10 protein-coding genes are annotated in these 12,888 nt (G+C 39.0%); 4 read left to right on the forward strand and 6 right to left on the reverse strand.

What is annotated here, in order from left to right; all coding sequences use genetic code 11:
- Both QSH13_RS14475 and QSH13_RS14480 read left to right on the forward strand, forming a co-directional pair.
- On the forward strand, positions 1 to 135 hold a 135-nt coding region (locus QSH13_RS14475; protein ID WP_286039474.1), incomplete at its 5' end, for a transposase.
- A 204-nt stretch (positions 136 to 339) separates the two neighbouring features.
- Positions 340 to 756 carry a DoxX family protein gene (locus tag QSH13_RS14480; RefSeq protein ID WP_109397084.1) on the forward strand — a complete coding sequence of 139 codons (417 nt, stop codon included), beginning with the start codon at positions 340 to 342 and terminating at the stop codon, positions 754 to 756.
- 113 nt (positions 757 to 869) lie between these two features.
- On the opposite strand, the gene QSH13_RS14485 is transcribed toward QSH13_RS14480, so the two are convergent.
- The 5 genes from QSH13_RS14485 to QSH13_RS14505 all read right to left on the reverse strand — a co-directional run bounded on the left by QSH13_RS14485 (position 870) and on the right by QSH13_RS14505 (position 9,848).
- The gene (locus QSH13_RS14485) at positions 870 to 3,668 is read right to left on the reverse strand and encodes a M16 family metallopeptidase (protein WP_286039312.1); all 2,799 of its coding nucleotides are present in this window, start codon (positions 3,666 to 3,668) and stop codon (positions 870 to 872) included.
- A complete protein-coding gene (locus tag QSH13_RS14490) occupies positions 3,658 to 5,367 on the reverse strand; it encodes an ABC transporter ATP-binding protein/permease (protein WP_109406842.1) in 1,710 nt (569 codons plus the stop codon). The genes QSH13_RS14485 and QSH13_RS14490 overlap by 11 nt, the downstream gene beginning before the upstream one ends.
- A gap of 63 nt (positions 5,368 to 5,430) precedes the next feature.
- A complete protein-coding gene (locus tag QSH13_RS14495; protein WP_235376108.1) occupies positions 5,431 to 8,178 on the reverse strand; it encodes a TonB-dependent receptor in 2,748 nt (915 codons plus the stop codon).
- Positions 8,179 to 8,281: 103 nt separating this feature from the next.
- A complete protein-coding gene (locus QSH13_RS14500; RefSeq protein WP_286039313.1) occupies positions 8,282 to 9,310 on the reverse strand; it encodes a FecR family protein in 1,029 nt (342 codons plus the stop codon).
- Positions 9,300 to 9,848 carry an RNA polymerase sigma factor gene (locus QSH13_RS14505; RefSeq protein ID WP_109397088.1) on the reverse strand — a complete coding sequence of 183 codons (549 nt, stop codon included), beginning with the start codon at positions 9,846 to 9,848 and terminating at the stop codon, positions 9,300 to 9,302. Before QSH13_RS14505 ends, QSH13_RS14500 begins: the two co-directional genes overlap by 11 nt.
- 171 nt (positions 9,849 to 10,019) lie before the next feature.
- Here QSH13_RS14505 and QSH13_RS14510 point away from each other — a divergent pair, with 171 nt between their 5' ends.
- Positions 10,020 to 10,817, forward strand: coding sequence for an energy transducer TonB (locus tag QSH13_RS14510; RefSeq protein ID WP_109397089.1), 798 nt, complete (start codon positions 10,020 to 10,022; stop codon positions 10,815 to 10,817).
- Positions 10,818 to 10,922: 105 nt separating this feature from the next.
- Here the strand turns inward: QSH13_RS14510 and ettA are convergent, their stop codons facing one another.
- Entirely contained in the window at positions 10,923 to 12,590 is a 1,668-nt protein-coding gene (gene ettA, locus QSH13_RS14515) for an energy-dependent translational throttle protein EttA (protein ID WP_109397090.1), read from the reverse strand.
- Between the two features lie 101 nt (positions 12,591 to 12,691).
- On the opposite strand from ettA, the gene QSH13_RS14520 reads away from it, so the two are divergent.
- Positions 12,692 to 12,868: a hypothetical protein gene (locus tag QSH13_RS14520; RefSeq protein WP_162556443.1), complete on the forward strand. Its 177-nt coding sequence runs from the start codon at positions 12,692 to 12,694 to the stop codon at positions 12,866 to 12,868.
- The last annotated feature ends 20 nt before the right edge of the window (positions 12,869 to 12,888 follow it).

The raw sequence follows: 12,888 nt of genomic DNA on the forward strand, positions 1-12,888 counted from the left end.
CAGCAAAACACACATTTACGGATGCAAAGTAAAACGGGGCTTTTGTGGTCGAGATCGTACTTTGTCTGTAGCACCGGAGGGGCAACGATTGAAACGCTCAGAGCCTACGTTCAGAGTCAGTCAACGTTTGATTGATCTTTAAAGCCCTGCGGGCTTTTCGCCTTATATCCCCGCCCGCATTGGGCGAGGGTTTACGGCGTTTTTCGCTAAGTGATGAGTTTATGAGTACAAATAGTGATAATAAAAATCACACTCATTCATAATATTTCATCATATAATGTAGTGTACCTATTAATACGTATTAAAAACACACATCACTATTTTGAATTCGGAGACGTTATGATTAATAAATTTAATCAACTTGTTGACTGTTCTGACTTAGGTAAATTGGTATTACGTGTTTCTCTTGGTGTTTTAATGTTATTACATGGACTTCATAAAATGGAACCAGGAGGATTAGCGGGTATTCAGGGCATGTTAGCTAACTTTAATCTACCAGCCTTTATTGCTTACGGTACCATTATTGGGGAAGTGGTTGCTCCTATCCTACTGATTATTGGTTTATTTACTCGTGTCTCAGCATTTGTTTTAGCCGGTACAATGTTGGTTGCTGTTTTGATGGTTCACTCTGGTGATCTATTTGCATTAAACCCTAAAACTGGGGGATGGGCACCAGAAAGTGCGGGCTTTTATCTATTTGCCGCGATTGCTGTTATGTTTTTAGGTAGTGGGCGTTTTGCTGTCAAAAAAGATTAATAAATTTAATAATCAATAAGTTTGAATGTTATCGTTATAACTTGATTAAAATAGATGAATAAACGCCCAGTTTGTTAATTTGAACTGGGCGTTCTCTTTGTAACGATTAAGACTTATTTTTTATTGGCGGGAGTTAATTTAAAGATCTTTTCATTCTCACCTAACCATTGCTGAGCGACTTGGTTTATATCATTAATATTTAATGTTTTTATAATGGCGGGATAAGTGAGTAAACGCTGATACTGTTGGTCATCGGTTGCAACTTGTGCAAGAGCATCTGTCCAATAGCTTGCACTGTCAGTTATCTGTGAATATTCAGTTAGCCAGATATTTTTAGCTTCTTGTAACTCTTGATCCGTAATGCCTGACTGTTTAACGTCATTCACGACTTTACGAGCAAGCGTAATTAATTCATCTGCGCGCTCAGGCGATGCCGTAAAGTTTAAACGACCAGTATAGTAGCTTGTAGGCATTTTCGTTAATACTTCAGAGAAACTAAGTGAATAAATACCACCAGCTCTTTCACGTAGGTTGAGTCTTAGTCGTTGGCTGATCACGGTATCGAGTAAATTTAGCGCTAATACTTGTTGCTGTGACCATTGAGCAGGTGCTGCATATTGAATGCTAACCATGCTTTTATCACTACTTGCAATAGGATATGTTTTGTTAAACGAAATAAGCTTCGGATTAATAGCGGGATCTGCCCAAAATAGGCGTTGCTCTGAACGCGTTGGTAAACTCGCTATCCAGCGTTCAACAAGAGGTTTAACTTGATTTAGATTGACAGGTCCACTGATAACTAACGTCATATCAGCAGGTTGCCCTAAAATCATTTGGTTTGTTTGTTGCAATTGTTGGGCAGTAAATTGTTTCCAAGCACCTTGAGGTGAAACCACTAAACGATCGCCATTTTGGTAGCTTTCTTTATTGATATTATCTAAGAAAGTACGTTCAACAGGTGTTTTTGAGATACCTAATGCCATGGCTTGCTTTTGTTGTTCTAACTTTTCGCCATTAAACTGTGGAGACGTTATTTTTAGATGCATTAATGTGAGTAAGGTTTCTAATTCATCAATTGGTGCTTCGCCACGAAAACCATGGAATAATAATTCGCTATAAGGGCGTAAACTTATTTTGTGTTGCTTGCTAAATAACGCCAATTCACGTGCATTATAATGACCATATCCACTGAATTCAGGTAATTTTAATGCCCATAGCACCATGCCTAAGCTTTGATTTGTCTCAAGTGAAGAGCCTCCTGGAATACGCAGTGAAACTTGAATATTATCTTTGAGATAATTGTCATTTTTCACAATCACTTTTACGTTATTGCTTAATGTCCACTCTTGTGTTTTTTCAATCGGCAGTGATTGCGTTGAAACAACGGAACCTGTGAGTTCAGGTTTAATATCTAACACAACATCTTGAGTTTTTAGCGTAAATGGCCCCGGGTTTGATTGCCTAATTTCGTGCCAACGTTGTGCGACTTTAGTTGCATTAAACAGATTAGCGTCATTATCAGGACCAATCACAGCAACTCGTGGCGATGATTGTTTGAGATATTGGGCAAAATAAGCGGATAATGTTTCAGGGGTCACTTTATTGATTAATTGATAGCTTAAATTTAGCGCCTGTTTTTTAGTTTGAATTGGCATATCCAATTCAATGGCTGTCGTAATTTGGTTGGCTAAATAATCGTGTTCGTAACGTTCTTCACTCGCAGCTTGTTGACTTAGACGTTTTAACAACGCGTTACGAGCATTATCTAACTCTTCTTGAGTAACGGGTACAGAGGCTAGACGCTGAACTTCTGTAAATAAGATATCTAATGCGCCTTGGTAATCATTGCCTTTAGGATGTGCAATCATCAATTGTTGTGAACGACGAGCATCTAACATTGCACCTTGAGCATTGGCGCTAATAGATACAATTAAGCCATTATCAACGATAGTGGAGAAACGTTGATTTAAAATTGACAGCCATAATGAATCCATTAAATCTTCATATTGACCTTGGCGACTATTTAAAGGGGCAGGCAAAGTCCGTTGTAAGGTGAACTGTAAAATACGCGAACCTTGCTCTTTGTCGAAAATCGTTTTAACAAGTAGATCATTGTGATCGATAAAATTGTGCCAAGATGGATCGTCAATCCCTTTATTCTCGCTGTTTTTAGCATTAAACAGTTGCTTAATATCGGCAATAGCATCGCCTTGATTAAAGTTACCAACCAGTACTAATGCCATTCTTTCTGGTTGATACCAAGTATCGTAATAGCGCTTTGCATCTTTCACATCGCCATATTTAACGATATCTAAATCGCCAATAGGATCACGATTTAGATAACGACTACCGTGATAACGTAACTCTTCTAACTGACGGTTAATGCGAAAACCGATACCTTGGCGCAAACGCCATTCTTCAACAATAACGGAACGCTCTTTATCAAATTCAATAGGGTCAAATGTCATTTCAAATGCCCAATCTGATAAGATTTGTAGCCCTGTTTTAATTTGGATCGGGTTTGCATTTGGTAATGACAGTTTATAAGTCGTCGCATTTAAACTTGTTGCAGCATTGACATGACTACCTAACTTCATGCCCAGACTTTCAAGTTGTTTAAACCCTGTTGTTCCTGGAAAATGAGTCGTACCTTTAAACGCCATATGCTCAGTAAAGTGTGAAAAACCGAGCTGTTTTTCATCTTCTTGTACTGATCCACTTTTAACTAAAAGGCGCATTTCAACACCCGTTTGTGGGCGTTGTAGTAAGTAGACATCTAAACCATTATCTAACGTAAAATGGCGAACATCAGGGCGTAGTGATAGCACACTATTATCACCTTGAGATGAGGTGCCTGTGGTACATCCTAAAAGTGAAAGACTGACTGCGACAATCAATAACTTACGATACATATTCGCTATCTCCTGCAGATTGAGAAAGGGACTCGGTCGGGGCTTTTAATGAAAGCACATTATCTGCAATCACATGTGTAAAGCGCTGGTGGCTGACTAAGGCAATACCCGCAGTTGGTAGATGTTGTTTTAGCAACATCAACATGTTTAATGCATTTTGTTCATCAAGTGCAGAGGTGGTTTCATCTAATAAAATAAGTTCCGGTTTATTGAGTAATAAACGAGCAAAAATAAGGCGTTGTTGCTCACCACCTGATAGACGTGTTGTCCAATCCGTTTCCAGTGAAAGTTGATTTTTTATTTTGTCCAAGCCCACTAAGTGGAGTGCTTCTTCATACTCTTTAGCGGAGAATTGATTTGGCTGACAAGGATAAGCAAGCAAACTATCTAAACGTGCAAAAGGCAGATACATCCGTTGTGGGATCCAACACACATTTGGCGAACGTTGAATTTCTCCTTTGAAATAAGGCCAATGTCCACTTAACGCTCTAAGCAATGTTGATTTACCTAAACCAGAACAACCTTCGATAACGATTAATTCACCCGCTTTTACAGAGAGGTCAACTTCTTGGATTAATAGGTTGTCATCTTGCATAAATAGAGAGAGATGAGCTTTTAATTTAGTCTGTTTATCATTTAAATCAGCGACTTCAGACTCATGGTCGTGTTCTAAGAGCACCACAAAATTATAAAGACGTGTCACCGTTGCTTGCCATGCAGCAATCTCTTTATATGAGAAAATAAACCAGCTTAATGCACCTGCAACACTAGAGAATGCTTGTCTTAATTGCATTAATCCCCCAAGCATTAACTCGCCTGCAAGGAATTTAGGTAAGGCAAAAATAATGGGAGCCATTGCAGTAGCTTGTTGGTAGCCCACAGTAAAGAATGCAAGATTTCTTTCGTAGCGGATAAGGTTATTCCAGTTATGAATAACCCCTAAAAAACGGCTCATTAATTCGTTGCGATCACTGATTTCACCGCGTTGGCCGGCAATCGCATCACCATGTTGTTTACGGGTGATGAGTGCTGTACGGTAATCAGCTTCTTTGCGCTGTTTATCCATATTAATTTTACGCAATGGCGAACCAATAAACTGCGTAATGGTGATCCCGATAATGGTATAGATAATACAAGCCCAGAACATATAGCCAGGAATAGTCCATTCGCTACCACCTAATGTGAAAGAGATAGCGCCAGACAGTGACCAAAGAATGGTGGCAAAGGAGATAAGAGTGAGTAACGAGTGTAAAAATGTCACAGTTAAACGCATTGTTGATTCGATCAGTAAACGAATATCTTCTGCAATACGCTGATCTGGGTTATCAGGCTCTTGAGAAGTGAGCCTTAACATATAGTGTTTACTGTTTTTTGATAACCAGCGATCCAGTACTTGTTCAGTCATACCTTCTCGCCAGCGAATAACCATTTTTTGGCGTAAGAAATCACCCATTACCACCACAGTAATTAATCCGGCAATAATAATGACAAATTGTTGAAGAAGTTTGTACAGCGCTTGTCCATCAAGTTGTTGTAATGCATTATAAAAACTGCCATTCCATTCATTCATTTTGACGTTAAACCAAACCGATGACAGGGTTAAGGTCAAAGAGATAATCAATAGAAACCAGCAGTAAAGGGCGGCACGCCGCCCCCAAAAAGGTGAAACTAAATAGAAAAATTGTTTTATTGTTTTCATTGCTTATTGGTCATATTTTTATTGTATATCGACTTGTATGCTCACATTAACTTCGTCAATTTATTAATAGTCGTAGCTGACTTGTAACCAGAACTGACGACCTGGTTCATACGATTTGTATTCTTTATCTTTGTAAGTGAAGTGATCAGCAACATTTCGAGTATTAAGAACGTTATTCACTTCAACAGAGACACCTACACCATAAGCAAACTCAGGTTGCCAGCTTAGTTTGGTATTCCAAGTAAAGCGGCTACTGTAGTTTTGTTTTTTATAGGCATAAATGTAACCATCTTCAGGGGTTTGAATCGGGTTACCGTTATTGGTTTTTTCTGCTTGAGAGCGCCAGCTATTCCATTGCAATTGGTTAAACCAAGTCACATTCCATTCATCCCAAACACTGGTGAGGTCGGCGGTGATTTTTAATGGGGAGTTAAAGTTGCCAGAAGGTAAGTCTTTGGCATCAATGATTTTACCATCATATGACACTTTATTATGGTTAACATTTTGGACATTGGGTCTAAGATCGGCATAACCTGAATCTTTAGGGGTATTAGTTTTGCTTTGTTGCCAACTTATTGAAGCATTGAAAACATGATCAGCTTGTGCCAATTCCCACGGCTGGCTATTTTTAACTGATAGCGTCACTGTGTCGTGTGAACTGCGCCCGTTATTATTAAACTGACGTATATTCAATAATTCTTTTGTTTTAGCATCTGGGTATTTTGTATCACTGCGAACTTCATCGCGACCGTTACGATGAGTGTATTGCAAACGCCATGTTGTTGAGGCAATTTCTTGTTGTAAACCTAAGGTGAATTCATCGTTATAAGGCGTTTTTAAAGCGTCTATACCATCAAAGTCAGTGCGGTTAGTCCATTTATTATCTGAACAATCCATATAACAATGTTGTAAACCCGCATTTTGCGCACCATAGAGAGAATAAGTGAGCATAGATCGGCCATAATAACGGTTTACACCACCAATAAGTAATGTATTACCAGTACCCCAAATATCATAAGTTCCGCTTAAACGTGGAGAGATATTATTTTTTTGAACAAAATCATCACGATCTAAACGAATACCTGGGCGTAATGTCAGACGTTTATATTGAATATTATCATCAAGATAAATAGCGTAACTGGTATAGGTAGCATCATGCGTGCCTGCTAAGTAACGAGTTGTCTGTGCTAATCCTCCCATCCATTCGCCATCATAAGTCGAGCCTCTATAGCTATAGTTATAATAAGGTGAAGTTCGGATATAAGAACCTTTGGTTCTATTTATCTCAAATCCTGTTGTTAGTTGATGAGAAACCGCTCCCCATTCGACAGGATTAAAACGCATAATACTTTTGGCACTGTAAGTTTTTTGCTGACTTTTTAAATCACCTTGCCCCCCACTGTATATACGTTGAGGGTGTTTCCAATCACTCCAATCTTCAACGGCAATGAAATAATTTTGATCATTGGTACGTTTATCTTCTAAATCTTGATAACCTGCGGTTAACTCTAATGAGCCAAGATTTAATTGGTGCTTATAGAGCGCAGTAAAACTTAAGCCATTATGTTCATTATCATAACCTGAGTTATAGACTGAACTTGAGAATAAATAACTTTTGTATCTAGCAATATTTGTTGATAAATCAAATGTTTGTTTTTCTGAAATATTCCAAGAGTATTTCAGAAAATAATTATCTGAGGTACGAGTTTGATCTTTATAATGAGGTGATTGTTCTAAATGTTCTAACTCGCCATTAGCATTATGAATAATGCCTCCTGAGGTACTTATCATCATCGGAATAGTTGATTCTCTGCGTGATGTTGAGAAAATAATCCCGGTATTGTCTGTTAAGCTCGTTTCAAACCAACCACCAAAGTTTTGTTTATCGTATTTTTTCTGGAAACGTGCAGGGTTACTGAAATCGTTATTTGCAGTATCAAAGTTTAGTTTTGGATCGGTGAAAATATTGTTCCAACTTGAACGAGTGGTACGGTAATAGGCATTAGCGTGGGTTTCGCCAGACCAACGACGACTCTGTACATCAACGCTACCGCCTGTAAATCCACCAAATTCCACCGGAATGTTGTTATCGTAAACAGTGACACTATCAATTAAGCGACTATCAAGGTACATCCCTTGTTCATCACTAGTAATACGAGTATTGGTTTCACCATTACCTGAATTGGCGGGGTCAAAGTCGTTGTTAAAACTGACACCATCAAGTTTGTAAGAGTTTTGATAACTACTAGAGCCGTGAATAGAAATACGTGAAGGTTTAATTTCACCCTGATTCATTGATGTGCTGTCATTATTGGAAAATTGAACAGCAGGGTTACTTTTGAGTAAGTCAGTGATGTTACCATCACCCGTATTACGCTGTTTTATCTCTTCTGAAGTAATGTATTGTGGGGCTGAAACCACATCAGTAGCTGGATGATAAGTACTACCAACACCTGTTACTTTAACTTCAGGAATAACGATCGCATTAGCCGTTGCAAGGGGACGAATAACAAATCCACTGTCTTGTGGAATAATTTCTAACCCACTACCGATTAAGACCTTTTGTAATGCTGTTTGGGTTTCAAATTGGCCTGAAAGTGCGGGGGCTCGTAGGTTTTTAACCGAATTTGCGTCAAATAAAATTTGAACTTGCCCTTGTTTTGCAATAGCACTTAATGAATCAGCTAAAGATTGTTCTGGTAAAGCGACTGAAACTGTAGATGCGTAAGCGCAAGGTGTAGCAATCGTGGTACTTATTAGTAATGCTAGCAAAGGCCTCTTAAGAGCCCTTTTTTTATTATGTATTCTCATTTCACCAATCCCATTCACTAACTTAATAATTGTTGTTACTAAGGAAGAGGGTGAAATGAGAATTATCCTCACCTGTAAAAAAGAATATTTTTCATATTTTAATTTACTTGTTGATAATTAAAGCATTATTTTTGTCAGTAAAAACAACATTAACCGGTAATATAAGTGGAATTGCGGTAATAAAGTTTTTGGCATCGTTTATGTTAGCGATCCCAGAGACTTTCATTTTGGCAATTTCCGGGGAGGAAATTTGAACATTGATATCAAGATAAGGTTTGAGTTTGGTTATCACTTCATTCAATGGGCGTTCAAAGAAATGCAGTTGACCAAAACGCCAACTTCCCACGGAATCAATTTTGACCGAAGAGATAACCAAACTGTCACTGGCTAATGTGCTGGTGGCTTGATAGCCTGCGTATAAATAGGCTGGAGAAGATTTTGGTGTTGCTTTTACTTCGACAATCCCTTCATGGACAGCAACGTTAACTTGATTGTTATCATAGCGACTAACTTCAAATTCAGTGCCAACAACTTTAATTAATCGGGTATCAGCATGAACATAAAAAGGGCGATACGGGTTTGATTTTACTTTGAAATAGGCTTGCCCTTTATCTAGCCATAATCGTCTTTCTTCTTGCACGTAAGCCACTCTGACCTGTGTATTTCTATCTAAATAAACTTTAGAGCCATCAGCTAAGGTCATTTCTTTCGGTGAATGGCTGGTTGCAAGCGTCATATTATCCATCAGTAATGCAGGTAAATGACTATAAGGAAGATATAAAACGGTGAGTAAACAAAGTGCAGCCGTGGTGTGGATCATCGGACGCCAAGGAGCGCGTTTTTTCTTTTCAACCGTGGTTATTGTTGGTCGTGGTAATGCATCGCATTGACGCCAGATACCTGCAATATCCTGATATGCCTGCCGGTTTACATCATTTTCTATCCACACTTTAAACGCTTGGCGCTGTTTTGGGGTTATCCTTTGACTGTGTTGTCGGGTAAACCAAAGAGCTGCTTGCTCATCAGGTGATCCATTGAGTAATTCATCATCAGACGTTAAAAAAAGTGAGTCTAGATCCTCATCTACGTGAGGTTTAGTTTCCGGTATATTCTTTTCCGGCTTACTCATCATTCGTGCATTTCTCCTGTCCTGCATCGACATATCTTTTGCAATATAATAGGGCTGCCGCAATATGTTTTTCCACCATACTGATTGAGATATCCATTTGCTCTGCAATTTCGCTTTGTGATAATCCATCAAAACGATAAAGAACAAATGCTTCTCGACGGCGTGGAGGTAATGTTTCAATTGCTTCGCTAAGTAGATCTAAACGCTGTTGGTGCTCAAGGACATATCCCGGATCAATCTCTGTCGTATAACTTTGAGTGGCATCATCGAGTTTACAGTCATCCTGATAGAGATCTTTTTGTTTTTGATTTTTTCTCCAATGGTCAATTAAAACGTGGTTCGCTATTTTAAACAGAAAAGCACGCTCTTCTTGCACGGGTGTTTGTTCTTTTCTGTTTAGCCATAGTGTAAATACATCTTGAGACAAATCATCTGCATCATGGTAATTACCCGTACGTTTGTGGAAAAAACGCACAAGTTGTCCATAGGTTGATTGATAGGCACAACTAATTTTTTGTGCCAATGATTTATTGCTAGCCATAATCTCTGGTGTTTAAAAAAGAGTGAAATAATAAGCTCTTACTGCTTCTTAAGCGAACAAGTTATGATAATTATCAAGCTAATTTTTTATTGTATTATTAATAATAAGCAATATCATTTGTGTTTGTATTATGCCTATAATTCATCAGAAAGAAAATCAGAGGCAAGAATTATGAGTAGTATATCGGCGACTTTCCCACGCCGTTGGTCGTTTTCTATTGGTGGATTAACTGCCAGTGTTTTATTTCATGCAACGCTAGTTGTTGTCGCTATTGGCTGGATAACAGCTAAAGATGAACGTTATGGTGTTTTACCACCGGCAATAACAATGGATCTCGGGGTTTACCAATTAGCTCAGACAGAAACAAAAGATGTTCCGGTTGGTCCTGAAAAAGTTATGTCTGTTCCCGAGCCGGCAGAAATAGAACCAGAACCAATTAAAGAAGTATTGGACTTGCCAAAAATGCCAGTGGTTGAACAAGGTACTTATGAACGCCTCCCCGAAAAGCCAAAAGTAAAGCCCGTGGTTAAGCCCAAACCAGTTGCTGTAAAAGTACCTGATGATCTTCCTGTCTCAGAAGCGCCATCAGATATAACAAGTGCACCTGCTTCTGGTTCTAATACAAGCAGTAGTGCTCAATTTAATAGTTTATCTTCCTCTTCTGTGAGTGGACAAATAGGGTGGGAAAGTTTGGTTCATAGCCATATTAATACCTATAAACGCTATCCACGAACAGCATTGCGTTTTAAAGCAACGGGCGTGACACAAGTATCTATTATGTTAAATGCAAAAGGTGAGTTATTGGATGCGAAAGTGGAAACATCTTCAGGTAATCGTATTCTTGATAAAGAGGCGTTAAATACAATTAAACGCGCTTCGCCATTTCCAGCACCTGAAAGCTATCGTTTAGTCAATGGAAATATTTCGTTTACCGTACCTTTAGGTTTTGATTACAGGCAAGAGAGTTAATTATTACAGTTCTACAATTAGTTATTAAATTTCAAACTAATAAAATAGAAAAAAGCAGAGAATAATCTCTGCTTTTTTTCTATTGAATACAGTAAATCGATGCGATTATTTACTCATTCGTTTGTACTTTATGCGGCGCGGCTGAATAGCATCGTTACCTAATGTACGCTTTTTGTATTCTTCATATTCGGTAAAGTTACCTTCGAAGAATTCCACTTTACCTTCATCTTGATAATCGATGATATGTGTAGCAATACGGTCAAGGAACCAACGGTCATGGGAAATAACCATAGCACAGCCAGGGAACTCTAACAGGGCATTTTCTAATGCACGTAAAGTTTCAACATCGAGGTCGTTGGTTGGTTCATCGAGTAGTAACATGTTACCGCCAACTTGTAGCAGTTTAGCAAGGTGCAAACGACCACGTTCACCACCAGAAAGTTCGCCAACACGTTTACCTTGGTCAACGCCTTTAAAGTTAAAGCGACCAACGTAGGCACGGCTTGGAATTTCAAAGTTGCCAATACGCATAATATCTTGGCCACCTGAAACTTCTTCCCAAACTGTTTTACTGTCGTCCATACTATCGCGGAACTGATCAACAGATGCGAGTTTAACTGTGTCACCAAGTGTTAAGGTGCCTGAATCGGGTTGTTCTTGGCCAGAGATCATCCGAAATAGTGTTGATTTACCTGCACCGTTAGGGCCGATAATACCGACAATTGCGCCTTTAGGAATAGAGAAGCTTAAATCATCAATCAGAACGCGATCACCATAAGATTTTGTTAGATTATTAATTTCTAACACTTTATCCCCTAAACGTGGTCCAGGTGGAATAAAGAGTTCACTGGTCTCATTACGTTTTTGGTAATCAACGCTATTAAGTTCTTCAAAGCGAGCAAGACGAGCCTTACCTTTTGCTTGACGGCCTTTAGGATTTTGACGGATCCACTCAAGTTCTTTCTGAATAGATTTATGGCGAGCCGCTTCAGTTGCTGCTTCTTGCTCAAGACGTGCGTCTTTTTGCTCTAACCATGAAGAGTAGTTACCTTCCCAAGGAATACCTTCACCACGGTCAAGCTCTAAGATCCATCCCGCTACGTTATCAAGGAAGTAACGGTCATGCGTGATCGCGACAACAGTGCCTTCATAATCGTGTAAGAAGCGCTCTAACCAAGCCACAGATTCTGCGTCTAAGTGGTTAGTTGGTTCATCTAATAGCAGCATATCTGGTTTTTCTAAAAGAAGACGACAGATAGCAACACGGCGACGTTCCCCCCCTGAAAGTTTCTCAATTTTAGCGTCCCAGTCAGGTAAACGTAGCGCTTCTGCCGCTCGTTCTAATTGGTTTTCAAGGTTATGACCATCATGAGATTGAATAATCGCTTCTAACTGACCTTGTTCTTTTGCTAATTTATCGAAATCAGCATCAGGATCGGCATAAGCCGCATAAACTTCATCAAGGCGGTTTAATGCGTCTTTCAGTTCGCTAACCGCTTCTTCAACGGCTTCACGTACGGTATGTTCCGGGTTTAATTTAGGTTCTTGTGGTAAGTAACCAATTTTAATACCTGGTTGTGGACGTGCTTCACCTTCGATATCAGTATCAATACCTGCCATGATGCGTAGTAATGTTGACTTACCCGCACCATTAAGACCAAGCACACCAATTTTCGCGCCCGGGAAGAAGCTGAGTGAAATGTTTTTAAGGATATGTCGCTTAGGTGGGACAATTTTCCCGACACGCAACATACTATAAACGTATTGAGCCACTATAATTACCCTTTGATTATAAAAGAGATTTTATCTAAGGTGCCACTTTTTGCGCTAAAAACAAATTTTTTGTGATTAAGTCGCGTGTTTATGACACCAAAATGAACAATAGCAAAGTCAATGTCAGTATTTGCCAAAGACCCGAAAATGATGAAAGTCGCCAGTATACCCGATTTATAAAAGAAAACCTTAGTCAAAAGAGAGGTTTTTCTCTACCTTTCGTACTTCCTCTGAAAGTGAAGAAAATTTCTGTTAAAGAGGGGAACTTACATTGTTAATGATTATCATATTAGCTAAT

Origin of the sequence: Proteus faecis (assembly GCF_030286765.1) — a bacterium.
GTDB lineage: Bacteria > Pseudomonadota > Gammaproteobacteria > Enterobacterales > Enterobacteriaceae > Proteus > Proteus faecis.

Excerpts from the sequence above, each read along its gene's own strand:
- QSH13_RS14480 (WP_109397084.1), top strand. The coding sequence starts at position 340 with ATGATTAATAAATTTAATCAACTTGTTGACTGTTCTGACTTAGGTAAA.
- QSH13_RS14485 (WP_286039312.1), bottom strand. The coding sequence starts at position 3,668 with ATGTATCGTAAGTTATTGATTGTCGCAGTCAGTCTTTCACTTTTAGGA.
- QSH13_RS14490 (WP_109406842.1), bottom strand. The coding sequence starts at position 5,367 with ATGAAAACAATAAAACAATTTTTCTATTTAGTTTCACCTTTTTGGGGG.
- QSH13_RS14495 (WP_235376108.1), bottom strand. The coding sequence starts at position 8,178 with ATGAGAATACATAATAAAAAAAGGGCTCTTAAGAGGCCTTTGCTAGCA.
- QSH13_RS14500 (WP_286039313.1), bottom strand. The coding sequence starts at position 9,310 with ATGATGAGTAAGCCGGAAAAGAATATACCGGAAACTAAACCTCACGTA.
- QSH13_RS14505 (WP_109397088.1), bottom strand. The coding sequence starts at position 9,848 with ATGGCTAGCAATAAATCATTGGCACAAAAAATTAGTTGTGCCTATCAA.
- QSH13_RS14510 (WP_109397089.1), top strand. The coding sequence starts at position 10,020 with ATGAGTAGTATATCGGCGACTTTCCCACGCCGTTGGTCGTTTTCTATT.
- QSH13_RS14520 (WP_162556443.1), top strand. The coding sequence starts at position 12,692 with ATGAACAATAGCAAAGTCAATGTCAGTATTTGCCAAAGACCCGAAAAT.